The organism is Frankia sp. CeRuru1 (assembly GCF_977966315.1).
Genome location: NZ_CDWWEW010000030.1, coordinates 1 through 26,018, shown reverse-complemented (window position 1 = coordinate 26,018; position 26,018 = coordinate 1). Strand labels below are relative to the sequence as shown.

The window sequence follows — 26,018 nt, the reverse complement described above, 5'->3', positions numbered from 1 at the left end:
TCCCCATGCCGCCGGCCATCTGCCGCATCATCTTGCGGGCCTCGGCGAACCGGTCCAGCAACTGGTTGACCTCGGTGACCGTGACCCCGGATCCACGCGCGACCCGAGCCTTGCGGGACGCCTGCAGGATCCTGGGATCACGCCGTTCCGTCGGCGTCATGGACCGAATGATCGCAACCACCCGATCGACATCCCGATCGTCGACCTGCGCCAGTTGATCCTTCATCTGGCCCATACCCGGCAGCATGCCGAGCAGGTTGCCGATCGGGCCCATCTTACGGACCGCGAGCATCTGCTCGAGGAAATCCTCGAGAGTGAACTCGGAGGCGACCATCTTCGCCGCCAGGGCCTCGGCCTGCTCGGCCTCGAACGCCTTCTCGGCCTGCTCGATGAGGGTGAGGACGTCACCCATACCGAGGATCCGCGACGCCATGCGTTCCGGGTGGAAGACGTCGAAGTCGTCCAGGGCCTCGCCAGTGGAGGCGAACATGATCGGCCGACCGGTCACCTGGGCGACCGAGAGGGCCGCACCACCGCGCGCGTCGCCATCAAGCTTGGTCAGGACCACTCCGCTGAATCCCACGCCATCGGCGAAGGCGCTCGCGGTCGCGACCGCGTCCTGACCGATCATCGCGTCCAGGACGAAGAGAATCTCATCCGGTGAGACAGCGTCGCGGATGTCGGCCGCCTGCCGCATCATCTCCTCGTCGACGCCGAGCCGCCCGGCCGTGTCGACGACGACCACATCGAAGACCTGCCGGCGCGCGTGCGCGAGCGCGTCGCGCGCGACGCGCACCGGATCCCCGACCCCGTTGCCGGGCTCGGGCGCGAAGACCTCCACCCCGGCCCGCGCCCCGACCACCTGCAGCTGGTTGACCGCGTTCGGACGCTGCAGGTCGGCCGCGACCAGCAGCGGGGTGTGACCCTGGGCCTTGAGCCAGCGCCCGAGCTTGCCGGCCAGGGTGGTCTTACCCGTTCCCTGCAGGCCGGCGAGCAGGACCACCGTCGGCGGGGTCTTGGCGTACCGCAGCGTCGTCGTGCCGCCGCCGAGGATCGCGACGAGCTCCTCATTGACAATCTTGATTACCTGCTGGGCAGGGTTCAACGACGCACTGACCTCGGCGCCGCGGGCACGCTCCTTCACCGCGGCCACGAAGCCACGGACGACCGGGAGCGCGACGTCCGCCTCGAGCAGAGCCACCCGGATCTCCCGCGCAGTGGCGTCGATGTCGGCATCGGTAAGGCGCCCTCTGCCACGCAGCGACGCGAAGACCTTGTCGAGGCGGCTGGAAAGGGTGTCGAACACGCACACACTCCGAGATCGCAGACGGACCGCAGGCACCAGCGTACGCACCCGACGACGAGGACAGCACACCCCCGCGTCCGATCAACCGACGACGTCACGCATCGGCCGATCGACGCGGACGCGACGTGCGCGGCCCGGCGAGGCATGCCCGCACGGACACCGACCTGGTCATTCACCTGCCGGGCCCGCCCTCTGCGCTGAGGAGGGCGAGACGCCTCGCCGGACGCTCACCCCCCCGGTCAGGAGAACACCGAGGAACATGGCGCGGCTGACCACGGAGCCCCACAGCTCCGCTCAGTGATGAAGCTTAGGTCACATGCCGAACGACCGGAAGGCCTTGACGCTGAGCACGTTGTGGTCTTCGCCGATCCGGCGGCCACTCGATCGATCAGCCAGCTTCGCCCAACAGGGCGTCGACGAACGTCTCCGGCTCGAAGGGAGCAAGATCGTCTGGACCCTCTCCCAAGCCGATCAGTTTCACCGGCATGCCGAGCTCGCGCTGCACGGCGATGACGATCCCGCCCTTGGCCGTACCGTCCAGCTTGGTCAGCACGACTCCGGTGAGATCAACCGCCTGCGTGAACACCTGTGCCTGGACAAGCGCGTTCTGACCGGTCGTGGCGTCGAGCACGAGCAGCACCTCATCGACCGGACCGTGCTTGCCCACCACTCTTTTAATCTTCGCCAGCTCGTCCATCAGGCCTGCCTTGGTGTGCAGCCGGCCGGCGGTGTCGATCAACACGGTGTCCACACCGCTCTGCGTGCCCTGTCGGACCGCATCGAACGCCACCGACGCGGGGTCACCCCCCTCGGCCCCGCGGACCGTGATCGCGCCGACCCGTTCACCCCAGGTCTGAAGCTGATCCGCGGCCGCGGCACGGAACGTGTCCGCCGCGCCCAGCACGACCGTACGCCCGTCCGCGACCAGCAGCCGCGCGATCTTTCCACAGGTCGTGGTCTTGCCCGTACCGTTGACACCGACGACGAGTACGACGGCGGGACGATCCGGGGCCGTCGTGCGCAGCGATCGGTCGGTCGTCGTACCGATCTGGGCAAGCAGCTCGTCGCGCAGCATCGCCCGCACATCCGCAGGCGTGCGGGCACCGAGCACCTTCGTGCGTTCCCGCAGCGCGGCGACCAGCTCGGTGGTCGCCGTGACCCCGACGTCGGCGAGGAGCAGGGTCGCCTCCACGTCTTCCCACGCGTCCTCGTCGAGATTGTCGCCGGACAGCAGGGAGAGCAATCCGCGACCGAGCGCGTTCTGCGAACGAGCCAGCCGCAGGCGCAGCCGGACGAGGCGGCCGGCGGCCGGCGGCGGTGCCTCCGGCAGGATCCGCTCCTGGACCGGGATCCCCGGCGCGGCCGGTATCTCGGCGGGCGGGGCGCCGACGCCCTCGGTCTCCGTCGGGGACGGCAGCAGCACATCGGGAAGACCGATGTCGTCGACCGTCCTGGTCGCCGAATCTCGGGGTACCTCGGCATCGTCACCGACCCCGGGACGGTAGTCGGCGCCCGGGCGCGGGCCTTCCTCGACGGATCGGCGGGGGCGTCGGCGCAGGGCCGTGCCGGCCACCAGGCCCACGGTGGCCAGTACGACGACGGCGATGACGACGATCAGGATGAGGAGCTCCACGTACCGATCCTGACAGATGACGCCACAAGGCCGTGGCGCTCGCCCGGCGGGAGGGCGGCGGCGTCAGAGCGCCGCCCGCTCCCGCAGCCGCTGACTGATCACTGTCGTCACCCCGTCGCCCCGCATGGCCACGCCGTACAGGGCGTCAGCGATCTCCATCGTCCGTTTCTGGTGGGTGACGATGATCAGCTGCGACTTCTCGCGCAGACCCTCGACAGCATCGAGCAGCCGGCCGAGGTTGCGGTCGTCCAGAGCTGCCTCGACCTCGTCGAGCACGTAGAAGGGCGAAGGACGGGCCCGGAATATCGCGAGCAGGAGAGCGAGTGCGGTCAGTGAACGCTCCCCGCCGGACAACAGCGACAGACGCTTCACCTTTTTTCCCGGCGGCCTCGCCTCGACCTCGATACCCGTGGTGAGCATGTCATCAGGATCGGTAAGCACCAGCCGGCCCTCACCGCCCGGGAACAGCGTCGAGAAAACGATCTCGAACTCACGGGCGGTGTCCGCGAACGCGACGGCGAAGACCTCACGCACCCGCAGATCAACCTCCTCGACGACCAGGAGAAGATCCCGGCGGGTGCTCTTGATGTCTTCGAGCTGCGCGGATAAGAACGCCGCCCGCTCCTGAAGCGCGGCGAACTCCTCGAGGGCGAGGGGATTCACCCGCCCCAGCCGGGCCAGCTGCTTCTCCGCGGTGGCAGCCCGGGCGCTCTGCTCGGCTCGATCGAACGGCACCGCGGTGCCGTCGGGCTCATCCGGCGGGACCAGCGTGACCGGCCCGAACTCCGCCACCAGGTCGTCCGCGTCGATGCCGTGCTCCTCCAGAGCCTTGGCTTCCAGTGTCTCCACCCGCAGCCGCTTCTCCGCTCGGGCCAGCTCGTCGCGATGGGCGGCGTCGCGCAGCGCCGCGAGTTCGGTGGCCAGGGCGCGCCCCTGGTCACGCACCCCGACCAGCTCCGTCTCGGCGGCCTTGCGCAGTGCGTCGGCCTCCTCCCGCTCCGCCGCGGCGCGAGCCAGCGAATGGTCCAGGCGGTCGAGAGCGACCTGGGCCGCCTCCCCCATCACCGTCGCGACGGCCGCCTGCCGCTCGCGGACCTCGTGCCGACGGGCCGCCGCGGCCCGTGCCGCCCGCTCGTTCGCCGCCGCGCGGATCAGTCCGTCGGCGCGTCCCTGCAGGCCTCGCACCCGCTCCTCGCTGGTACGGACGGCCAACCGGGCCTCGACCTCGGCGGCGCGCACGGCGGAGGTGGCCGCGACGAGCCGGTCCCGTTCATCCGGAGCACGCTCCCCCGCCTCCGGCTGCTCAGATGTCGCGGCGAGCGACGCCTCGAGCTCGGTCAACGCTCCGTATGCCCGATCACGGGCTGTTTCGGCCCGTGATCGGGTAGCCTCCAGCCGGGCGATCTCGGAGGCCGCGGCCCCTCCCGAACGATCGAGCTGCGCCATCTGCTCGGACAGCGCCCGGTGCCGGGCATCGGTCCCGTGCAGCGCCGCCAGTGCCGCGTCGATGGCGGTACGGGCCCGGGTCACCTCGGCACGCGCGGGCTCGAACGCCTCGTGGGCGGACTCGACGCGACGGGTCGCCTCCGCCACACCGGCCTCGGCCTCGTCCGCCGCGGCCTGCAGTTCGATCGCAGACGGCGGGTTCGCGCTGCCACCGATCGAGAGGGGCGCACCGATGACGTCGCCGGCGCGGGTGACCACCCGCAGGTCGGGACGCAACGCCGTGGCCCGCTCGGCCGCTGCCAGATCCTCGACCACGACAGTCCGGGCGAGCAGGGACGACACGGCGGTACGGAACCGGTCGTCACCGATCTCCGCCAGATCCAGCGCGGCAACGGCACCGGCCGGGAGCGGACCGTCGGCGCTGGCCGCCCCCGGGTCGGTCGCCGCGCTGCCGACAGGGCCGGCGCAGGCGGCGGGATCGGCGCAGGCGTCAGGCTCATCCGCGACGGTGACGGCGGCCACCAGCGCTGCTCGGCCGGCGCCCGTTTCCCGCAGCCACGCAAAGGCCGCCATGGCATCTTCCGACGTGCCGACGAGCAGGGCGTCCGCCGCCGCGCCCAGCGCCGCGGCGATGGCCGCCTCCGCGCCGGCGGTCACGCTCAGGACGCCGGCCAGCCGGCCGATCACCTCGAGGGTCGGATCCAGTGCCGGAGCCGGGTCCTCCGCCGTGTTCGAGGCGCCCTGCCCGGTCTGCGCGGTCTGCGCGGTCTGCGCGCCGGTAGCAGCCCTTAACAGTGCCGCGGCTCCGTCGGCCGGCGCGAGGGAGAGATGCAGCGCGTCACGTCGCGCGGCCCAGGAGGCGCGGTCACGCTCGGCGCTACGCTCCTCACCGCGCAGGACCTCGAGCCGCTCGGCGGCAGCGGCATGCACCGCCACGGCCGCGCTGTGCCGCTCGGTGAGATCCTCCCGTGCGCTCTCCATCCGGGAGAGTTCGATCTCGAGGGCCGAACGTGACGCCGAGGTCTCGGTCTCCCGTTCCCGCGCGGCGTCGAGTGCCTCGGTCGTCCGTGCTATCTCGTTCTCGGCACTGGTGGCACGGGACCTGGCAGCCTCCACCTGGCCGGCAAGGCGCGCGATCTCCTCACGGCGAAAAGACGCCGCGCGTGCCGCGGCGATCAGTTCCTTCTCCTCCCGGGCGAGCGCGGCCTCGAGATCGGCACGCCTGGTGACCACCTCGGCGAGCAGGTCCCGATCACGCTCCAGCCGCTCGGTGAGGGCGATTTCCTGCTCCCGGACCGCCGTGGCCTCCTGTTCCAGTTCCTCGGGGTCGCGGCGCCCACGTACGTCGTCGGCCGCGGCACGCAACAGGCGACCCCGTTCGACGGCGAGCGAACGGGTGCCCCGCAGCCGTTCCCGCAGGGATGCCAGGGCGTACCAGGTCTCCTGGGCGCCGGTGGCGCGCGGAACGATCGCCGTCAGGTCGGCCTGCAGCTGCTCCTCCCGGCGGGCGACCGCGGCATGAGCGGCTTCGGTGGTCGTCAGCCGCGCCCGCAATGCCTCCTCGTCCGCGAGGTCGGAAGCGATCGCGGCCCGGGCACGATGGAGATCGTCGGCGAGAAGGCGCAGGCGGGCGTCCCGGAGCGAAGCCTGAATCACACCGGCCTTACGTGCGATCTCCGCCTGCCGACCGAGCGGCCCCAACTGCCGACGCAGCTCGGCGGACAGATCGGTGAGGCGGGTGAGGTTCGCCGACATCGCCTCGAGCTTGCGGAGTGCCTTCTCCTTGCGTTTACGGTGTTTGAGGACGCCGGCGGCCTCCTCGATGAAGGCGCGGCGATCCTCCGGGCGCGCGTGCAGGACCGCGTCGAGCTGACCCTGGCCGACGATCACGTGCAGCTCTCGGCCGATACCCGAGTCGCTCATCAGTTCCTGGATATCCAGCAGGCGACAACCGGTACCGTTGATCGTGTATTCGCTCTCGCCGCTGCGGAACATCAGCCGCCCGACGGTCACCTCAGTGTACTCGATGGGGAGCGCGCCGTCCGAGTTGTCGATCGTCAGGAGTACTTCGGCGCGCCCCAAGGCCGGGCGAGCGGGCGTGCCCGCGAAGATGACATCGGACATGGTGCCGCCACGCAGGGCCTTGGCACCCTGCTCCCCCAGTACCCAGGCGATGGCGTCGACGACGTTACTCTTGCCCGACCCGTTGGGCCCGACCACGCAGGTTATTCCCGGCTCGAGATGCAGGGAGGTCGAGCTCGCAAAGGACTTGAAGCCCCGCAGGGTCAAGTTCTTGAGATGCACCAGTCTCCGGAGCGCTGGAAGGGTTCACCGGCTCGACCCGGGATGGCCGGACTCAGCCGACGTTCGACAGAGCCATCCTAGTCGGCAACCCGAAGCACCCAGCAGGCTACACTCCGAAAAAAGCACGAAGAAGGCGAGGAGCGAGGTTGCCCGGCTCTTCCTGGGTATAGAGCCGCCAAGGTGACCCGAGACACACAGGCAACATCACTGGACAGAGACGAGCCGGCAAGAGAACGACCGATCCGACGATCTCAGCGACCTCGGTGATCATGACACCCGTAGAAACGGAGCCTTGCCCACGTAACCGGGCATACCCACTATGAGGGGGCGCCTCCCCGGGAAACGCCCCGCCAGCTCAGCTGAACGCCGGTTCAGCGTCGAGCGCCCGGACATCCTCCGGCACGTCGACACCACCCACCAACGCCTCGTTGACTTCACGTACTCGAGCCAGTTCTGCCTCGAGCTCCGCTACACGGGCACGAAGCCGACGCACCTCGTAAGAGAGACGCAAGTCGCCGCCGGAACCGACGTGGCCAAAAAGGGCCTTCGCCATAGTGATGGTCCTCCACGATGAGTGACCTAGTGGGTGTCAGACAACACAAGATCCGAACAGATCAGAGTGCGCCCCAAACAATGACTCCAGGCTCCCACGTCGAGTGACCGAAAGTCAAGAGCATGCCACATGCTCCCGAGCCGGTCCGGTGAACATGTAAAAAGCGGACGGTCATCCCCACGACAGTTCCGACAACACAGCGTCTGCAACCAGTCACTTTCGCCGGAAGTCGGTCAGATCGCTCTGCGCCACCTGCCACACAGCCTCCACCCTGTCCGTCCGCCCAGGGGTGTGACCCGTCATCAACAAGTGCAGAAGGTCACGACAGGCCGGCTCCGGCCCTTCCGCAACCACCTCGACCGCCCCGTCCGGGAGGTTGGTGGCGGATCCGACCAGGCCCAGGCGCCGGCCCCGGGTACGCACGTAGTCACGAAAGCCGACGCCCTGGACAAGGCCGGCGACCCGGGCAGTGAATCGGACCACGGCGTGTCCGGACTCCCTCTGCTCCGCGGATACATCGCTCATCAGCACGGTAGGGTACTGGCCATTGTGGATACCACATACTTCCCAGACATGGCAGGCCGACCGAGAGGGACACGGCGGCAGGATGATCATCGACTGGAACGGCCGGACCGGCCACGTTTCCGCCGCCGGTCCGCTGCCGTGCTACTCGCGTGTGGAGCTCTCGGCTCGGCGCTCCTTCTCAGCGGTTGCGGCCAGAACTTCTCCCAGGACGGCGGCACGCTACCCGCCCCGCACGCGAGCACCGATGGTGACCGCCAGGTGACCCCGGAGCCGGTCGACAGCGCAGACAAGATTATTGGTCCTGGCTACGCCCCGCCGCGTACCGCAGGGCCTACCCAGACAGCGGTGCCCAATCTGCCGGGCGGCAAATAGTAGTCAGGACCACTCATAACTACCACCCCTACGATTCACCTCATGCCGATCGCCGGTGAGACGCGGCTGGACACCCGGTTACCCAGACCAAGATCAGCCCGCTCGCCGGCCTGGTAGCCCGCACGACCGCCGCTCCCGGAGAGCTGGCGTGTCCTTGGCGCTCGCAACCTGGGGTAGACGCTTGCCAGGTGCGCATCCACCCGCTGGCTTCGATTCGCCAGGACGACGGCCACCGACGGCGTCGTCGAGGGCCCGTCTGATCCGTTCTCCCGGGTCTGCTTCTGCTGGGTCTGCGCCCGCTCCCGGGCCATCCGCTCCGTCCTGGTCAGTCTCTCCGCCACCGCCACCGCGAAGCCGGCCATCCACGACCGACGAAACGCCCGCGGGTCCTCCCGGCGTGGTGGACGGGCGAGGGCCAACCCCTGTGCCTGCTGGACCAGCAACGAGGTAAACAACATCTGCACGCGGTGGATATCCGCATCCATCCCGAACAGATGAGCGGAGTGCCCCATCCCCACTGCACGCTGCTCGGTCCGGTACACGAGCCGGCAACCAAGCGGTGCGGCAATGCCCGCGAGCAACGAGATCTTGTCCCGGGCATAGGGCGAATCGACGGCCACCACCAGGTCAGCCGCCTCGACGCGGTGCGGCGACGCCTCCTCGACCAGCGCGCGGTCGATCCCGTACTGGGCGATCAGCTCGGCTGCCTTGCTGTTATAGGTTTCGCGGGCGGCTTCGCTCAGCCCCTCCGCCTCCGCCATCGCCAACAGCTTCCGTATACGACCGAGCAGGGCATCCGGATTCATCGCGCCTCCGTCCATGTCGCGTCGGGGGCAGGCCAGCCAGCCGACGTGTCGGATGATGCCTCACCGATCCCGGCAGCCCGGTCTCGGCCCTGGACGAGGCGATAACTGTGAACGCCGCGGCAGGTCTGGCTCCCCACCGACTATCGCGGACGCCACGCCCGGCACCCCACCCGAGAGCCGCAGGCACCCGAGAGTCGCGGGATTCGAACGTGTGATCGAACCTTACCATCTGGCCCGCCCTGGGTGCGGCTGGCAGGTGGGGCAGGTGAAGCTCGACCGGTTCATGAAAGCGTCCCGGCGCACCGCGTCTCCGCATCGTGTGCACGGCCGACCCGCACGGCCGTACACCTGTAGCGACCGTTCGAACAGCCCGCTGACTCCGTCCGCCGACACGTACAGGCGGTCGAAGGACGTACCGCCCGCCTCGAGAGCCGCGGTCATCACCGTCCGCGCGCAATCCAGCAGCCTGCCGACCTCCGCCCGAGTGAGGGTCTCGGTCGGCCGCGCGTAGTGCAACTTCGCGGCCCACAGGGCCTCGTCCGCGTAGATGTTCCCGACCCCGCTGACAAGTGTCTGATCGAGCAGGGCCCGCTTCACGCCGGTACGGCGTCGACGCATCCTCTCCGTGACGAGGCGCTCGTCGAAGGCGGGGTCCAGGGGATCCCTGGCGATGTGCGCGACGGGAGCAGGCAGATCCGCTTCCCCCACCGCGACCGCCAGGCCACCGAAGGTACGTTGATCCACAAATCGCAGTTCGCGTCCTCCGTCCGTGAAGACGAACCGGATCCGCAGATGCTTCTGGTCGGGGGCGGCGGGTGGAACGACGAGCAACTGTCCGCTCATCCCGAGATGGGCGATCAGCGCATCCCCCTGGGCCGGATGACCTGGGGGCAGGGCAGGCGGAGACATCTCGGCCAGCACGGCAGCTGATTCCTCCTCCGGTGGTTCTTCTGGAACCACCGGAGCGCACGCCGCATGGTCTACCGGCGGCTGAAGCACCAGCCACAGATACTTGCCGCGACGTCGTGCCGCCGTTATCCGGCGGCCGACGAGCAGCGCCGAGAAGTCGGCGGCACCGGCCAGATGACGGCGCACCGCACGAGGATGGTGGACGTCAACCGATGCGATGACGCGACCGACGACACCACGTTCCAGACCGCGGCGAACAACCTCTACTTCGGGGAGTTCTGGCATGATCTCCGGTCATCGGGCCGGGTCAGTGGAATGACACCGGACCCTCGAGGTGGCTCGATGAATCTGTCGCCACCACTGAGCCTGTCGCCACCGCTGAGCCTGTCGCCACCGCTGAGCCTGTCGCCACCGCTGAGGAAGCGAATCGGGGCAACGGGTGATCATCCGCTCTCACGGGCCCGAGCCCCGATCGTGATCGAGGCCGCCGATGGCGGACTTCTCGTGATCTCTGCCGACGACATCCACGCCCGAACCGTCCTCCCGCCCCAGGGCCGACCGTTCCTCGAGAACCGCGAAAGCCGCGGCGGCCGCCCGCTGCTCGGCCTCCTTCTTGCTTCCCCCTTCGCCCTCGCCCAGTGGCTCTCCCGCGATCCTCGCGTAGGCGGTGAACCGCTTCGCGTGGTCCGGACCGGCCTCCTCGACGACATATTCAGGCGGTCCGAGAGCCAGCACCGCCGTCTGTTCCTGCAGTGAGGTCTTCCAGTCAAGCCCTGCGCCCCGGCCGGCGGCCTCGTCCAGCAGGGGATCGAAGAGACGGTGCACGAAACCGGAGGCCACGTCGAAGCCTGAGGACAGATAGACCGCCCCGATGATGGCCTCGAGGGTGTCGGCGAGAATGCTCGCCTTGTTGCGCCCCCCGGTGGTCTCCTCCCCCCGGCCCAGCAGTAGGTACGGACCGAGCCCGGTGGGTCCGATCCCCCGTGCCACGTCCGCGAGAGCCCGCATGTTCACAACCGAGGCCCGCTGCTTGGCGAGCTGCCCCTCGGGAAGATCCGGGTGGCGGATGAACAATGCCGCCGTCACCACCAGACCAAGCACCGCATCGCCCAGAAACTCCAGGCGTTCATTGGTGGGCAGGCCGCCCTTCTCGTAGGCGTAGGAGCGGTGCGTGAGTGCGCGGTCGAGCAGCTCGGGGTCGATGGCGACCTCGAGTACCTCGATCAGGCCGTCCCGCGGCGGCGGGGGTGGCAACTGGCGGGTCATCCGACCAGCCCGGCCAAGGCCCGGCGATGCGCCACCAAGGTCGCCATCGCCGCTCGGGTCCGAGAAGCCAGGTCCGCATGGACCGCGGCCGACGCCGCCCTCAGCGCCGCGAGCAGCCCGACTGCCTGGCTGTCGCCGGCTTCACCCGGCGCCCGCTCCGCGTGGACCGCGACACCATCGACCCCCAGCACGATCGTTCCCCCCCGCACATCAGGATCTTCCAACGTTCCCCATCCCGGATCCAGACCGGCCCTGGGCGGGTGCCCCGTACCCCGATGAGATTCCCACCATCGCATCCCCCGGATGACGGACATCAGGACATCTCCGGTGAATCCGTCGGTGACCGCCACGTCGACTCCGCGGCGATGATCGATCCTCTGGCCGTCGCCCGGCTCGCCCGTCCACGGAGCCGCGAGGAGCCGATCAGCGGTCAGCGGGCCGACATAGTGCAGATCAAGCGATCGGAGCAGCTCGTCGGCCGCTCGCCGCAAGGTGTCGGGGAGCGCTGGACGCGCCGTCAGAAGCCCGACGCGAGGAGCGTCGACGGCGAAGCGAACCGCGGCGTACGCGCTGCCCGCGACCGCGAACTGGGCGAGTTCGTCCGCCGTCACATCAACCGTCGCCCCCGCGTCACACAGCACGACGGGGGCATTCGACCCGCCGACAATCGAGGCGAGGGTGGCCCGCGTCACCCCGGGTAGCAGACCGTAGGTGAACTGAGCCGAGGCGACCACGGCTTCGGCCGGGGCTACCGAGACCATCGCATCGGCATGTCCGTCGCGGACCAGGCGCGCCGCTACCCGGACGCCGGAGTCCCGACGTGCTCGCACTTCACGCAATGCCTCCGGGCCCGCCGAAACGCCGCGAGCAGCCGTGGCGAGCAGAACGCGCTCGCCTGGCACAATTCCCAGGCGAGCAAGGTCATCCCGGACGGCGTCACCGGATGTCACCAGAGTGAGCACCAGATGCGGATCGGCGTCGAGCGCGCTGGGCAGTGCCTCGAGGAGAGGCCCGGAAGGGGACCCCTCCCCCACCAGGTCAACGGCGATACGTGTCACACCGGGTCAGACGTCAAGCACCTGACGGTCGTTGTACCGGCCGCACGTGCCACAGACGGTGTGCGGCCGGATCACGTGCCCCCGCGAGCACTTTGCGAGGGCCGGCACCTTGGCCTTCCACTGCGAACGCCGGGACCGGGTGTTGCTGCGCGAGGTGCGCCGCTTCGGGACGGCCACTATTCCTTCTCCTTGCTCTCATGAGGGTCGGTGCGACCCTTCTCGGTTCCCGTTGCTCCGCTGTCGGCCAGCGCGGACAGCGCCGCCCATCTCGGGTCGGATCGCGCATGGGAATGTCCAGGCTCGACATCGTCGAGACGCACCCCGCAGTCCACGCAGAGTCCCGCACAGTCCGGGCGGCAGATGGGTGACAGCGGAAGGTTGAGCACCAGGGCATCCCGCACCACGGGCTCGATGTCCGCATGATCATCGATTAGTACCCGAGCGTCTTCGTCGTCACCCAGGTCCGCGGCTCGGTCAGGGTAGTAGAACAGCTCGCGAAACTCGACCATGCTGGCCTCGGACACGTCGTCCAGGCAGCGCGCACATTCACCCCGAAGCGGCGCCACGACGGTCCCGCTGACCAGAACACCCTCGATCACCGATTCGAGACGCAGGTCCAAGGTGGCGCTCGCGCCAGCCGGCACCCACATCATCTCGGTTCCGAGACCGGCGGGAAGTTCCGCCTCCGCCCGGACAAGCCGCATCGACCCGGGCCGCCGACCGAGCTCACGGGTGTCCAGCACAAGGGGACCCTTCGGGGTCCGACGGCGAGAGTGGGATCCAGTCATGGCGGCAGTCAAATTCACATCTACGTCAATGTCAGGAAAAGCCCGGCCGAAACAGGGCCTTCGTGGTGGTATAGCTACCCGGCGTCGCTGACGACGGAGACGGCCCGACGTCGACGGCACCCTGGACCCTCCCAGAGGCCTGGACCCTCCCAGAGGATCGACGAACAGACTCCAGCCAGTCAGCTACTGCGAGCCGGCTAACTACCGAGCCGGCTAACTACCGAGCCGGTCAGCTACTGCGGTCCTAGCCTATCCGATCGGCGCCGCGGACGATCCGATCAGGCTGCCGAGATCTCCGGGCACCCGAGCCCGGCGGGCGGCGGACCTCCGCCCAGGAACCCACTCGGGCACCGCTCACCCCCCCCGCGACCGGCCCGGAGCCCGGACGGTCGGGAACGGCGGGAGAGCCCGGCGGAAGTCGGTCGGCGGCTACCCACCCGGCGGGAGTTACTGAGCGAGACGCTCACGGAGCTGTTTGAGTACCACATCGGGTACCAGCCCCGACACATCACCCCCGTAACGCGCGACCTCCTTCACCAGACTGGAGGACAAAAAAGCGTATTGCGGGTTCGTACTCATGAAAAGAGTCTCCACGCCCGCAAGCGAATTGTTCATCTGCGCCATCTGAAGCTCATAGTCGAAGTCGCTGACCGCACGCAGTCCTTTGACGATCGACTGGATACCCCTACTCCGACAAAAATCGACGATCAGCCCGTGGGACGCATCCACCAGGACGTTGGACGGCGCCATCGGATGATCACGCAGGGCCTCCCTGATGAGCTCCATCCGCTCGTCGACGGTGAACAAGGTGACTTTGTTCTTGTTGATCGATACGGCGACCACGACCTCATCGAAGAGTCTGCTCGCTCGGACGATGATGTCGAGATGACCGTTGGTGATCGGATCAAATGAACCGGGACAGGCTGCCCTCCTCATGATCGAATACCGTACCAGAGAGCGCCCTCCCCGTACCTCCGGTCGCGCAGCGCACACAACCCGTCAGGCCAGGCGACCGGGCCCGAGCGGTGCGATCTTTCGACAACGCAGACACTGTCCGCAGTCAACCAGGCGGCCGCCAGCAGCTTTGACAGCACTTCGCCGAGTTCCGAGTCGCGCATCGCGTACGGCGGATCGAGGAAAACCACGTCGTAGGGATTACCCGAGGCGTTCTGCACCACACGCTCTACCGCGGCTTGCACGATCTTCGCGCCCGACAGTCCCAGCGCTGTCACGTTCCGCCGCAGAGTGCGTATCACGACCGGATCGCGGTCAACGAGAAGGGCATGAGCGGCACCCCGAGACAGCGCTTCCAGACCGACCGCACCAGACCCGGCATAAAGATCGGCAACCCGAGCGCCCCGCAGATCCAGGCAGGTCGACAAGGTGTTGAACAATCCCTCACGGGCACGTTCCGAGGTCGGACGGGTGGTTGTCCCGGGTGGAACCACGAGCCGCCGACCACCCGCGGTCCCACTGATGATGCGCGTCATCGGGCCACCCGGTCATCCCTTCTCGAGGAAGGCGACACTGGTGTCGTCAAGAACCGCGTCGAGCAGCCGGCGCAGCGCGGGATGCCGGTCCAACCCGGGGTCGTCGTCAACCAGGCGACCGGCCTCCGCGCGTGCGTCGCGGATCAGGTCCTCGTCACGAAGAAGTTCCAGGAGCTTCAGGGATCGTCGCCCGCCGGACTGAGCGGCCCCAAGCACATCGCCCTCCCGACGCTGCGCGAGGTCGAGACGGGCCAGCTTCGCCCCGTCGCTGGTGGCGGCGACCGCGCTGAGCCGCTCCCAGGCGGGGGATCCCGGCTCGGCCGCTGTATGCAGAAGACACCAGCCGGGCGCGGTGCCCCGGCCGACCCTCCCGCGCAGCTGGTGCAGCTGGGACACGCCGAACCTGTCCGCGTCCAGGACGACCATCACTGTTGCGTTCGGTACGTTCACTCCCACCTCGATGACGGTGGTGGCGACCAGCACGTCGACCTCGCCGGCCGCGAATCGGTTCATGGTGGCCTCCCGCTGCCCGGGGGCGAGACGACCGTGCAGTGGTTCAACCCTGAGATCCGCAAGATCGCCATCCACCAGCAGGGGCAGCACCTCACACACTGTCGCAGCTGGTCGGGACGCTCGCGGATCCGGACCAGCCGCCGAGGATCCGGCGGGGTCATCCTCCCCGCACTCATCCTCCCCGCCCGCACCGATCCGGGGACACACGACATAGGCCTGATGCCCGGCGGCCACCTCGTCGCGGATTCGTCCCCACATCCGATCCGTCCAGGATCTCTGGCTCGCCGGCACCACGAACGTCCCGATAGGAGAGCGTCCCGCCGGCAGTTCAGTGAGCTCGGAGACTTCGAGATCACCGAACACGGTCATCGCGACCGTCCGGGGAATCGGCGTCGCGGTCATCACAAGAAGGTGGGGAGGACGTCGTCCACGCGCTCGCAGCGTGTCCCGCTGTTCGACGCCGAAACGATGCTGTTCGTCAACGACGATCAGACCAAGATCGTTAAAGATCACCTCATCGTGCAGCAGGGCATGAGTGCCGACCACCAGACCGGTGGAACCGTCTGCGATCTCCGCCAGAGCCTCCCGCCGCGCACGCGCTCCCATCGATCCGGTGACCAGCGTCACCCGCGTGGCCCGATGATCGGCTCCTAGTTCTCCTGCCCGGGCCAGGTCGCCGAGCATCTCCCGGAGGCTTCGGCTGTGCTGAGCGGCAAGAGTTTCGGTGGGCGCCAGGAGTACCGCCTGGCCGCCCGTGTCGACCACGGTGAGCATCGCCCGCAGGGCGACCAGTGTCTTGCCCGAACCCACCTCTCCCTGCAGCAGGCGATGCATCGGAACGGGCCGACCGATCTCGGCCGCGATCGTCTTCCCCACCTCGCGCTGGCCCGTCGTGAGGGGGAAGGGCAGAGCGGCGTCGAACGCCGTCAGTAGACCATCCGGACGCTGCGGGCGGGGTGTCGTCGCCATCGCCTCCACCTCACGACGCCGTTGGGCCAACGCCACCTGCAACACCAGAGCCTCATCCCAGGTGAGGCGCCGACGACCGGAGGCGATCTCACCACGGTTCGCGGGCTGGTGAACCAGCCGGAAGGCCTCGGCCAGAGCGGGCAGGCGGTACCGGCTGCGGAGATCGTCCGGCAGCGGATCCTCGACGGGATCGAGAGAGTCCAACGCCAGCCGGACGCACCTCGCCAGCGTCCAGCTCGGCACCTTGGCGGAGGCGGGGTAGATCGGAACCAGCGCGTTCGCGAACGGCGCACCGCTGGCGGCTTCCCCGCTCTCCTCGGGTTCGAGGAGCTGGACCTCCGGGTTGGTCAGCTGACGCCGCCCGCGGAACTCGTCGACCTTGCCGGCGAACAGCGCGGTCGTCCCGGGACGGAGGTCACGCTCCCGCCAGCTCTGATTGAAGAAGGTCAGCGACAGTGAATGCCGGCCGTCCGTCACCGTCACGCGCACCATCGACTTCCGGGTGCCGCGCATCGGGCGGCGTTCTGTCTTCTCGACCCGGGCCTGGACCGTCACCGTCTCACCGACGACGAGGTCCGCGAGGTCCGTCAGCTCGCCTCTCTCGTGGTACCGGCGGGGCAGGTGCCCCAGCAGATCACCAACCAGCCTCAGCTCCAGGCCATCGGCCAAGAGGGCGGCGGCACGCGCGCCGACGAGAGCCTTCAGGGGCGTGTCGAGGTCGACCACATCACCGATAGTGCACCGGACCACCGACAGTACCGAGACCCACCGGCTCCCGCCGCATCATCTGGACCGCAGAAGGTGGGGTAACCTCAAGCGGGTCATCGCTACGTGCGTCCCCGGGCGGCGCCGTCGGGGTTGCGGGTTGCGGGTTGCGTACGATCCTGGTTCTGACTCCCCTGACGTCCCGGGCACGCCTACCGGGACCAGTACTACTTCGACTTCGGCTACTACTTCGACGGAGTGTTTCTCGTGTCTTCGGTGTGTGACGTCTGCGGCAAGGGGCCGGGCTTCGGTATGTCGGTCTCCCACTCCCACCGACGCACGCGCCGTCGGTGGAACCCCAACATCCAGACCGTGCGCACGGTCGTGGGCGGGACCCCCAAGCGGCTGAACGTCTGCGCTTCCTGCATCAAGGCGGGCAAGGTCTCTCGCGCCTGAGCCCTCCGGCCGGACGTTACTCCGGCCGGAGGGGGCGACACCGGACGCGGGCCTCCCGCGGACGTCGAGGCGGAGCACGGCCACATCCACGTCGGGTACGGTGCCGGTCACCGACGCCGATCCGTTAGTGTCCCGGCATGGCAGGCTCCAGGCGTCGGATTCGGCTCGCCCTCCTGTTCGGTGGCCGCAGCACCGAGCACGCGATCTCCTGTGTATCGGCCAGCGGCGTACTGCGAGCCCTGGATCGTGACGTCTACGACGTCGTCCCGGTCGGCATCGACATGCATGGCCGCTGGGTCATGCTGCCGGACGACCCGACCGCCCTCGCGGTGACGGGAGACCGGCTGCCCGCCGTCGTCGCGGCCCGCGGTGAGAGCGTCGTCCTGGCCGCGGATCCGACGACGCCCGGTCTGCTGCCGCGCCGCCCCCGCGGCGGCCTCAACGCTGCCAGGAGCACCCTCGGGAGCAGCGACACCCTCGGGGACATCGACGCTCTCGGGGACATCGACGTGGTCTTCCCGCTGCTCCACGGCCCCTTCGGGGAGGATGGGACGGTCCAGGGCCTCCTGGAGATGGCCGGCCTGCCCTACGTAGGCTCCGGGGTGTTCGCCAGCGCGGCCGCCATGGACAAGCAACACATGAAGGCACTGCTGCGGGCCGCCGGCCTTCCCGTCGGGTCCTACGCCGTCCTGCGGGCCGGTGACACGCTCACCGGGGCCGACCAGGAACGGCTGGGGCTGCCCGTCTTCGTGAAGCCCGCGCGCGGCGGGTCGAGTATCGGGATCAGCCGGGTCGATGCCTGGGCGGACCTGGACACCGCGATCAAGGCAGCCCGCGCCAGCGACCCCAAGGTCCTGGTGGAGTCGGCGATCGTCGGCCGCGAGATCGAGTGCGGGGTCCTCGGAACTCTGGACGGCCCCGGTGCCGAGGCGAGCGTGCCCGCCGAGATCATCGTCACGTCTTCGGCCGGCTTCTACGACTTCGAGGCCAAGTACATGTCCGACGCCACCCACTTCGACGTCCCGGCCAATTTGCCCCACGCGGTACGGGAGGAGGTGCGGAGAGTGGCAATCGCGGCATTCGAGGCCTTGGACTGCGCCGGGCTCGCGCGGGTTGACATGTTTGTCACGGCTGACGACCATGTGATCATCAACGAGGTCAACACGATGCCCGGTTTCACCCCTACCTCGATGTTCCCGCGGATGTGGGAGGCGAGCGGGGTCACCTATCCGCAGTTGGTGGACCGGCTCGTCAGGCTGGCCCTGCGCGACGGAGCGGGGCTGCGCTGACCGCCCGGCACCTCACGCCACCCGGCACCTCACGCCACCCGGCACCTCACGCCACCCGGGCCCGTGACGGCACAGAGGCGTTCCGCCGGGCGGAATAGCCGGGAGCTCGTCTCAGGATGTCGTCGACCTGCTGTGCGCCCGCACGGCGGGGGCGACCGAGACGAGTACCTCGAACGCCTGCACGTCGGCGGGCAGGATGAGAACCACCTGGGGCTGCCGCGTCGGGGTGGAATAGCGCACCGTCGTCCCGTCCAGGTCCTCGGCAAACCACCCCACATCGTCGACGACGGACAGGATCGCATCGGGACGGTAGCTTGCCGGAAGACCCGACGCGCCGCAGGTGAGCACCACCGGCGTCGCGCCGTAGGCCGCTGCCGTGGTCTGCGGGGGGTCCAGTGCCCGGCGGTCGAGGTCGTCCCCGAGCGACGGGGGAAGGTCGTGGACCAGGTCCACGCACGACGAGCGGGCCGACTCCGCGGGAATCGGCACGTTGGTCAGCCGGATCGATCCGGGACCGCCGCATCCGACCAGCGCGAGCAGGACCCACGAGGCGACGAACACCGGAGACCGACATGACCGCCCTGGCCGGCGCCTGCCCCGTGCCGGGCGCCCGCCCCACTCGGCTTGCTCACCACCGGTGGCCATGTCCCGATTCTGGCGCGCCACCGGCGTCACCGGGTCCCCCCGTCCCGGAGCCGACCTGACCCACGTCGGGACGGAGAAGCTCAGAAGTGAACAACCGGGCAGGTCAGCGTGCGGGTGATGCCGTCGACCGACTGCACTCTCGCCATGACCATCTTCCCGAGGTCGTCGACGGTGGCCGCCTCCGCCCGGACGATGACGTCATAGGGGCCGGTGACGTCCTCGGCCTGAGTGACCCCGGGGATCTGCTCGATCTCCTTGGCAACCGAGGAGGACTTGCCGACCTCGGTCTGGATAAGGATGTACGCGTGGACCACAGACGCTCCCTCGTCGGACGTCGACAGCCCGTCGAGCAGAACTACGGGCCGACAGAAGGTAACAGGCAAACGGCCCGGATGAGAGCCTCCGAGGTCGAGGAATTTACTCAGATCGGCCGGCGGCGACCGACCGAGGGGTCGCCCGGCCTCATCCGGAACCCCAATCGTGGGGGTCAGCTGGTCGGCTCGGTACCCGGTTGTGATGGCAACCACGACGACGCTACCCAGAGCGATGAATAGGAGACACGTGAACGCTCGGAGTATCCGGAGCGAGCCGCCGCCGGGACCGAGCCCCGCCCCGCCCCGCGTACTGACGATCGCCGGATCGGATTCGGGCGGCGGCGCGGGCATCCAGGCGGATCTCAAGACGATGCTCGCCCTCGGCGTCCACGGCATGAGTGCGATCGTCGCGGTGACGGCACAGAATTCCCTGGGCGTCCATGGTGTGTGGGATCTCCCTCCGGAAGCGGTCCGAGCCCAGATCAGAGCGGTCGTGGCGGACATCGGGGTCGACGCGGTGAAGACGGGGATGCTCTCCTCCGCCGCACTGGTCTCGTTGGTCGCCGCCGAACTCTCGCGGCTCGACGTGCCCGTCGTGGTCGATCCGGTCAGCGTCTCCAAGCACGGCGACCCCCTGCTGGCCCCGGAGGCGGTCGAGGTGGTCCGTACGGAGCTCATGCCCCGTGCCACCATCGCCACACCGAACCTCGACGAGGTACGTCTGCTGACCGGGGTGGAGGTGCGGGACGTCGCCGGCCTGCCCAGAGCCGCCGAGGCGATGCTCGCCCTGGGCCCGCGCTGGGTGCTGGTGAAGGGCGGGCATCTTCCCGGCGACGCGGTCGACCTGCTCACCGACGGGACCACCGAGGTCGTCCTCCGAAGCCCCCGCCTGGACCGGCGGCACACCCATGGCACCGGCTGCACGCTGGCCTCCGCGATCGCCGCGCACCTGGCGCAGGGGCGTGGTCACGCCGAGGCCGCACAGTCCGCCAAGGCCTACGTCAGTGGCGCCCTGGCCAGCGGCTTTCCGCTCGGCGCGGGGATCGGCCCGGTAGACCATGGCTATCGTCACCGTAGGTAGCGGCCTGAGAGTCGGGCTCGGGCCGCGCCGGTGGCGTCTGGTTCAATCGCCCCGCCGCACGTGACCTGACGCACGTCACGCATCCGCATCATCACCGTGGAGGTAGCCCGTGGGGGCGCACAGCTCGGGAGTGGTACCATCCACCAGTACCGACCGACGATGGTACCGCATCGTCGGCGGTGCTCCGCTCACCGGCTCGGTCGAGGCGTCCGGGGCTAAGAACTCGGTCACCAAGCTGCTCGTCGCCACCCTCCTCACGCCAGAGCCGTGCACCCTGACCCGGGTGCCTCGGATCGCCGAGGTCGACGTGGTCTTGGGCATGCTCGCCGAACTCGGCACTCAGGTGGAGTGGCTGGACGAGCACACTGTGCGACTCGCTACCGAAAAGATCATCGATGCGTCGCTGTCCGAGGCCTACTCCGGGGTCAACCGGATACCGATCCTGATGATGGGCCCGCTCCTGCACCGCGTCGGCGAAGCCGTGATCCCGCTGCCCGGCGGTTGCCGGATCGGCAAGCGCCCCGTCGACTTCCACCTCGCCGGCCTGCGTGCCATGGGTGCAGAGATCGTCGAGCAGATACGTTCCGTCCAGGTCAAGACGCTGGGTCTGCACGGCACCCATGTCGCACTGCCGTTCCCGAGCGTCGGCGCGACCGAGAACCTGCTCCTGGCCGCGGTCCGGGCACAGGGTACGACCGTCATCTCGAATGCGGCGGTGGAACCCGAGGTCATCGACCTCATCATGTTCCTGCAGCAGATGGGCGCCCTCGTCGACGTGGAAGTCGACCGCACGATCGTGGTGCAGGGGGTCGGCGCACTGCGGGGAGCCACCCACGCCCCGATCCACGACCGCATCGAAGCGGCGTCCTTCGCCTCGGCCGCGGTGGCCACCGACGGCAGGGTGGAGGTGGTCGGTGCCCGCCAGGAACATCTGGCGACCTTCCTCAACCACCTCCGCCGGCTCGGCGGCGAGTTCGAGGTCACCCCGCAGGGAATGACCTTCTTCCGGGCCCGGCCGTTGACCGCGTCACATGTGCAGACCGACGTGCACCCCGGGTTCATGACCGACTGGCAGCAGCCCCTGGTCGTCCTGCTCACCCAGGCCGGGGGTGCCTCCGTGATCCACGAGACGATCTACGAGGACCGGTTCGGGTACACCAGACAGCTGGCCGAGATGGGCGCCGACATCGCCCTGTCGACCCTGTGCCTCGGCGGGAAGGCCTGCCGGTTCGCGTCCCGGGACTTCGAGCATTCGGCGGTCGTGAGCGGGCCGACCTCCCTCACCGGCGGTGATCTGGCGATCCCCGACCTGCGCGCCGGCTTTGCCTACGTGCTGGCCGCGCTGGTGGCCGACGGCACCAGCGTCATCCGCGGGACCCGTTTCCTCGAACGCGGTTACGAGGACCCGGTGGGTAAGTTGCGCTCGATCGGAGCGCTCATCGACACGCAGGCCGTGGGTTCGCCCCCCGGCACCGACCACGCCCCGGCCTGACCGGAACGATGGTGCTGCCGGGCCAGGCGCGGGCAGGCCAGGCGCGCGGGCAGGTCAGAGACGGAGCCGGTACTCCGGGCCCGGCTCCCGACTCATCAGATCCTTGACGGCCTCCATCGGAGGAAGACCCTCATAGAGGACCCGTTCGACCTGACGGGTGATCGGCATGGAGACGCCCAGGTCATCGGCCATGGCGAGCAGGGGGCGGCAGGAGCGCACCCCCTCGGCGACCTGCTGCTGTTCGGCCTCCACCTGCGCGAGCGTGAGGCCACGCCCGAGTTTCTCGCCGAAGGTGCGGTTGCGCGAGAGCGGGGAGCCGCAGGTCGCCACGAGATCCCCCAGTCCCGCCAGTCCCGCGAAGGTCATCGGATCGGCACCCAGCGCGACCCCGAGCCGGAGGGTCTCGGCCAGGCCGCGCGTCATCAACGAGGCGAGGCTGTTGGTGCCGAAACCCATTCCCTCCAGCATGCCGGCAGCCAGCGCGATGACGTTCTTGATCGCTCCGCCCAGCTCGCAGCCGATCACGTCGGTGTTGGTGTAGGGGCGGAAATAGGCCGTCCAGCACGCCGCCTGGACGGCCTCCGCCGTGCTCGTCGAGGTACTGGCGATCACAGTCGCCGCCGGCTGCTCGGCGGCGATCTCGGGCGCCAGATTCGGACCGCTCACCACCGCGATCCGGTCCGGCGACACGCCCGTGACCTGCGTGATGACCTCGCTCATCCGCAACTGGCTGCCCACCTCCACCCCCTTCATCAGGCTGACGTAGACGGCGTCGGGCCCAATCAGGGGCGCCCATCCCGCGAGGACGGAGCGCAGCGCCTGAGACGGTACGGCCAGCACCACGAACTCCGCGCCGGCCAGCGCCTCCCCCGCGTCGGACATCGCGCGCACCCGGTCCGGCAGCTGGATCGCCGGCAGATAGCGCGGATTGACCTGGCGGGTGTTGACCGCCCGGACGATCTCAGGGTCACGGGCGACCAGGTTGACCCGCGCTCCGGCATCCGCGAGGACCTTCGCGAACACGCTTCCCCAGGACCCGGCCGTAAGCACCGCGGCCCGTCTCACCTCGTCCCCCGGGAAACGTCCGGCCGAGCGCGGGGAGCGATCGCAACCCCGACGATGGGTACGAGGAAGGCGACACCGATCGAGGCGTTTTCTACCTTGTGGCAGGAATCGACAATAATTGTGCCCTCCGGATGGATCGCGCGCATGGTACCGACGTCCGGCCGGCTGGACACCTCGCACCTCGCATCCCGCCGCGTCCGCCGCGTCCTCACTCTGACCGTAGACGCCGATCTGACGGGTACCACGCAGGATGCGCCGCCTGCCGGGGAAGCGCCACGGCTCCGGCGTTCAGCCCGCGCCCGGAGGACCCGGGGCACCACGGGGTCGGCATGGCCTATGGTCGCCTTCGTGTGGCTCCCACGAAACGGAGTGTCCTGGACAGTCGTGCTGCCGCTGAAGAACCTCACCCGGGCGAAGACCCGGCTGGACCGCCCCGACCGGAGCCGGCTGGCCCTTGCGATGGCCTTGGACACGGTGACGGCGGTACTTAAGTCCGAGACCAGTCTGGTCGGCGCCGTGATGATCGTGACGAACGATCAGACGGCCGACCACGCTCTGTCGGCTCTCCCCAATCTCCACTATATCGGCGCAGATCAACCGGACCTTTCCCCGGCTGCGAGGGGTGCTCGGCTCGTCGTGATTCCGGACGAACCCGACCGAGGTCTCAATCCCGCCCTGGTGCACGGCGCCGCGCTGGCCTCGGCCCGCTGGCCCACCCGTGCGGTGGCTGCCCTCTCCGCCGACCTTCCCGCGCTGCGCCCCCCCGAGCTGCATCAGGCGCTGTCCGAGGCGAGCCAGCACCGTCGCGCGGTTCTCGCCGACGCGGCCGGAACGGGAACCGTTCTGCTGACCGCGTCGGCCGGCGCCATCCTGCAGCCCGCATTCGGACCGCATAGTCACGCCACGCACCGTCGCTCCGGAGCGGTGGATCTGACGGGAACCCTCGGTGGCTCGGTACCGGGACTGCGACGTGACGTCGACACGCTGGCGGATCTGGCGCAGGCCCGGGACCTGGGGGTGGGCTGGGCCACCAGGGCGGCGCTGACCGCCGGGTATCACTCCCCGCTCGCGGCGGAGGACTCCGGCGAACCCGGCGGCGAACCGGGCACCTCGGCGGAGCCAGGGCTGTCCGTACCGCCGGGGATCGTAGGCGGAACCCAGCGCCGGATCGTGAGCGACGCGAGCGGACCAGGTCGGGCGAAGAAGTATCCCTGACCCAGCTCGCAACCCAGCTCCTCGAGCTCGGCGATCTGTCCTTCCCGCTCGATGCCCTCAGCCACGACGACGGCACCGAGGGCGTGCGCGAGACTGATCATCGATCGACGCATCGTCGCCACCCGGTGTCCGTCTCTGGGCAGTTCGAGCAGCGTCCGATCGAGCTTCACGACGTCCACCGGCAGTTGATGGAGGGCGGCCAATGTGCTGTGGCCGGCACCGACGTCGTCGAGCGCGACCGCCACCCCCAGCGCACGAACCTCGTTCAGCACCTCGCGTGCGCCGCGCAGATCGTCGATCCGGCTCGTTTCGGTGATCTCGACCACCAGCCTGCCCGGGTCGAACCGACTGGCCGCCAGCGCCTGGGCGACGCTGTCGAGCAGCGTGGTGTCGGCAACCCTGCTGGCTGAGACGTTCACGTGCAGCCGCAGTGCCGAGGCCGGGTACGCCACGGCGACCTCCGCGCAGGCCTGGGTGAGGACCATGTCGTCGAGGGCGCCGACGATGCCGCCGTCCTCCGCGGCCGCAACAAAGGTGCCCGGTGGCACCGGTCCACGCCCCGGCTCCGTCCATCGGGCGAGCGCCTCCAAGGCGACCGGACTGCGATCGCGCAGCCGCACGATGGGCTGATAGTGCACGTCGAAGCCGGCCGACCGTCCTCCCCTGCGCAGGGCGGTGGCGAGGGCGTCGGCGAGGTGCGTGCCGGCGCTGGGCGGGCACAGCCCGGGCCGGTAGACCACCAGACGGTTCTTTCCCGTTCGTTTTGCCGTGTGGACGGCTGTGTCGGCCCGCCGGAGCAGCGCCTCGGTGGTCTCCTGGGTCCGACGCGCGACGACCAGCCCCACACTCCCGCGGACCGGCCAGAGGTGACCGGCGGCCGGCGCCGGCTGGCGCAGCGCGGCCAGGACCCGTTCGGCAACGGTCTCGGGCAGTTCCCGCCCACCGTCCAACAGCACGGCGAACTCGTCGGAGCCGAGCCTCGCCACAGTGTCCGACGTGCCTACGCAGTGTCGTAGCCGTTGCCCGACCGCGCGCAGGAGATGATCACCCGCGGCGTGCCCGAGGCTGTCGTTGACGACCCGGAAGTCGTCGAGGTCGCAGTACAGGACGGCCACGTCACGGCCGTCGTGGCGGCTCGCGGCGAGGGCGTCGGTGAGCCGCTGCTGGAACAGGGTGCGGTTGGCCAGCTCGGTCAACGGGTCATGGGATGTCCAGTGCCGCACCTCGTGTTCGGCCTCGCAGACCCGGCTCGCCAACCGCTGGCTCGCCCGCAGGGTCGTCAGCTGCCGGACGAGGACGGTGAGGACGAGCGTCGCACCCCCGATGATCTCGATCGGATCGAGAACGACTCCGCCGTGGGCCCGCCCCAGCAGAAGCGCCGCGACCACGGCCGCGGCGACATAGGGTACCGCCGGCCACAGCCATCCGAGCAGTTCGCCGCGAACAGGCCATCGGCGGGGCCGGCGGCCGTTCTCCCGGCCGTCCTCCCGGCCGGCACGCGATGCCGCAAGAACGATCAACAGGGCACCGGCGACCGAGCAGGAACCCGTCATCGTGGGATCACCGTCGTCGAGCTGAACGATCCACACGCCGACGACCGCGAGGCACACCAGTCCGGTTCCGGCGATCGCGATGGCGGGCAGATCCACCGGCTGCCGGAAGCCTGCCACGTGCAGGAATGCGAGGATCAGCAGAAGCACGACGATCGGATGCGCAACCGCGAGGAGATGCTCCACCGGCTGCGGCGGGCGGGAGGAGTCCACTTCGTCGATCCCGGCGAGCACCCCGGACCAGGCGAGCAGGAACAGGGAGTTGCCG

Annotated in this window: 22 protein-coding genes and 1 pseudogene; 5 read left to right on the top strand and 18 right to left on the bottom strand. The window is 69.3% G+C overall.

The features are described 5' to 3' along the window. From ffh to recG, 14 genes are all read right to left on the bottom strand, one after another. On the bottom strand, positions 1–1,306 hold a 1,306-nt coding region (gene ffh, locus AC08OP_RS04210; protein WP_476612983.1), incomplete at its 3' end, for a signal recognition particle protein. A gap of 388 nt (positions 1,307–1,694) precedes the next feature. Beyond that, positions 1,695–2,939: a signal recognition particle-docking protein FtsY gene (gene ftsY / locus AC08OP_RS04205; protein ID WP_476612982.1), complete on the bottom strand. Its 1,245-nt coding sequence runs from the start codon at positions 2,937–2,939 to the stop codon at positions 1,695–1,697. Between the two features lie 63 nt (positions 2,940–3,002). Continuing rightward, complete coding sequence (gene smc / locus AC08OP_RS04200) at positions 3,003–6,689, bottom strand: chromosome segregation protein SMC (protein ID WP_476612981.1); 3,687 nt, start codon at positions 6,687–6,689, stop codon at positions 3,003–3,005. Positions 6,690–7,044: 355 nt separating this feature from the next. After that, on the bottom strand, positions 7,045–7,242 hold the full coding sequence (locus AC08OP_RS04195; RefSeq protein ID WP_462202741.1) for a hypothetical protein: 198 nt from the start codon (positions 7,240–7,242) through the stop codon (positions 7,045–7,047). A gap of 213 nt (positions 7,243–7,455) precedes the next feature. Next, complete coding sequence (locus tag AC08OP_RS04190; protein ID WP_035731396.1) at positions 7,456–7,767, bottom strand: acylphosphatase; 312 nt, start codon at positions 7,765–7,767, stop codon at positions 7,456–7,458. Positions 7,768–8,174: 407 nt separating this feature from the next. Further along, positions 8,175–8,945: a DUF2786 domain-containing protein gene (locus AC08OP_RS04185; protein ID WP_476612980.1), complete on the bottom strand. Its 771-nt coding sequence runs from the start codon at positions 8,943–8,945 to the stop codon at positions 8,175–8,177. Between the two features lie 222 nt (positions 8,946–9,167). Beyond that, positions 9,168–10,139 (bottom strand): bifunctional DNA-formamidopyrimidine glycosylase/DNA-(apurinic or apyrimidinic site) lyase, encoded by a 972-nt coding sequence (gene mutM / locus AC08OP_RS04180; protein WP_476612979.1) that lies wholly within the window; start codon positions 10,137–10,139, stop codon positions 9,168–9,170. Between the two features lie 168 nt (positions 10,140–10,307). Beyond that, positions 10,308–11,120: a ribonuclease III gene (gene rnc, locus AC08OP_RS04175; RefSeq protein ID WP_476612978.1), complete on the bottom strand. Its 813-nt coding sequence runs from the start codon at positions 11,118–11,120 to the stop codon at positions 10,308–10,310. Then, a complete protein-coding gene (locus AC08OP_RS04170) occupies positions 11,117–12,178 on the bottom strand; it encodes a phosphate starvation-inducible protein PhoH (protein WP_476612977.1) in 1,062 nt (353 codons plus the stop codon). The genes rnc and AC08OP_RS04170 overlap by 4 nt, the downstream gene beginning before the upstream one ends. 6 nt (positions 12,179–12,184) lie before the next feature. Continuing rightward, positions 12,185–12,355 (bottom strand): 50S ribosomal protein L32, encoded by a 171-nt coding sequence (gene rpmF, locus AC08OP_RS04165; protein ID WP_476612976.1) that lies wholly within the window; start codon positions 12,353–12,355, stop codon positions 12,185–12,187. Next, on the bottom strand, positions 12,355–12,966 hold the full coding sequence (locus AC08OP_RS04160; protein WP_476612975.1) for a YceD family protein: 612 nt from the start codon (positions 12,964–12,966) through the stop codon (positions 12,355–12,357). The genes rpmF and AC08OP_RS04160 overlap by 1 nt, the downstream gene beginning before the upstream one ends. A gap of 447 nt (positions 12,967–13,413) precedes the next feature. Then, the gene (coaD, locus tag AC08OP_RS04155; protein ID WP_011437981.1) at positions 13,414–13,902 is read right to left on the bottom strand and encodes a pantetheine-phosphate adenylyltransferase; all 489 of its coding nucleotides are present in this window, start codon (positions 13,900–13,902) and stop codon (positions 13,414–13,416) included. Next, positions 13,899–14,456, bottom strand: a complete 558-nt coding sequence (gene rsmD / locus AC08OP_RS04150; RefSeq protein ID WP_476612974.1) for a 16S rRNA (guanine(966)-N(2))-methyltransferase RsmD — start codon at positions 14,454–14,456, stop codon at positions 13,899–13,901. Before rsmD ends, coaD begins: the two co-directional genes overlap by 4 nt. A 12-nt stretch (positions 14,457–14,468) precedes the next feature. Continuing rightward, on the bottom strand, positions 14,469–16,664 hold the full coding sequence (recG, locus tag AC08OP_RS04145; protein ID WP_476612984.1) for an ATP-dependent DNA helicase RecG: 2,196 nt from the start codon (positions 16,662–16,664) through the stop codon (positions 14,469–14,471). Between the two features lie 246 nt (positions 16,665–16,910). Between recG and rpmB the strand changes: the two genes are divergently transcribed. Further along, the gene (rpmB, locus tag AC08OP_RS04140) at positions 16,911–17,099 is read left to right on the top strand and encodes a 50S ribosomal protein L28 (RefSeq protein WP_011437984.1); all 189 of its coding nucleotides are present in this window, start codon (positions 16,911–16,913) and stop codon (positions 17,097–17,099) included. A 137-nt stretch (positions 17,100–17,236) separates the two neighbouring features. Continuing rightward, positions 17,237–18,388 (top strand): D-alanine--D-alanine ligase family protein, encoded by a 1,152-nt coding sequence (locus tag AC08OP_RS04135; RefSeq protein WP_476612973.1) that lies wholly within the window; start codon positions 17,237–17,239, stop codon positions 18,386–18,388. Positions 18,389–18,499: 111 nt separating this feature from the next. On the opposite strand, the gene AC08OP_RS04130 is transcribed toward AC08OP_RS04135, so the two are convergent. Beyond that, complete coding sequence (locus AC08OP_RS04130) at positions 18,500–18,949, bottom strand: DUF3515 family protein (RefSeq protein ID WP_476612972.1); 450 nt, start codon at positions 18,947–18,949, stop codon at positions 18,500–18,502. A gap of 164 nt (positions 18,950–19,113) precedes the next feature. Beyond that, a complete protein-coding gene (locus tag AC08OP_RS04125; protein WP_011437987.1) occupies positions 19,114–19,347 on the bottom strand; it encodes an Lrp/AsnC family transcriptional regulator in 234 nt (77 codons plus the stop codon). 247 nt (positions 19,348–19,594) lie between these two features. Between AC08OP_RS04125 and thiD the strand changes: the two genes are divergently transcribed. Together thiD and murA are read left to right on the top strand one after the other, a co-directional pair. Further along, positions 19,595–20,428 carry a bifunctional hydroxymethylpyrimidine kinase/phosphomethylpyrimidine kinase gene (thiD, locus tag AC08OP_RS04120; protein ID WP_476591571.1) on the top strand — a complete coding sequence of 278 codons (834 nt, stop codon included), beginning with the start codon at positions 19,595–19,597 and terminating at the stop codon, positions 20,426–20,428. Positions 20,429–20,537: 109 nt separating this feature from the next. After that, positions 20,538–21,920 carry a UDP-N-acetylglucosamine 1-carboxyvinyltransferase gene (gene murA, locus AC08OP_RS04115; RefSeq protein WP_476612971.1) on the top strand — a complete coding sequence of 461 codons (1,383 nt, stop codon included), beginning with the start codon at positions 20,538–20,540 and terminating at the stop codon, positions 21,918–21,920. A 54-nt stretch (positions 21,921–21,974) separates the two neighbouring features. Here the strand turns inward: murA and AC08OP_RS04110 are convergent, their stop codons facing one another. Beyond that, positions 21,975–22,985, bottom strand: a complete 1,011-nt coding sequence (locus AC08OP_RS04110) for an NAD(P)H-dependent glycerol-3-phosphate dehydrogenase (RefSeq protein ID WP_476612970.1) — start codon at positions 22,983–22,985, stop codon at positions 21,975–21,977. Between the two features lie 54 nt (positions 22,986–23,039). Here AC08OP_RS04110 and cofC point away from each other — a divergent pair. Next, positions 23,040–23,954, top strand: a pseudogene (gene cofC, locus AC08OP_RS04105) (2-phospho-L-lactate guanylyltransferase); the annotation flags it as partial. An 86-nt stretch (positions 23,955–24,040) separates the two neighbouring features. On the opposite strand, the gene AC08OP_RS04100 reads toward cofC, so the two are convergent. After that, the coding region (locus AC08OP_RS04100) for a putative bifunctional diguanylate cyclase/phosphodiesterase (RefSeq protein ID WP_476612969.1) at positions 24,041–26,018 on the bottom strand (1,978 nt) is incomplete at its 5' end.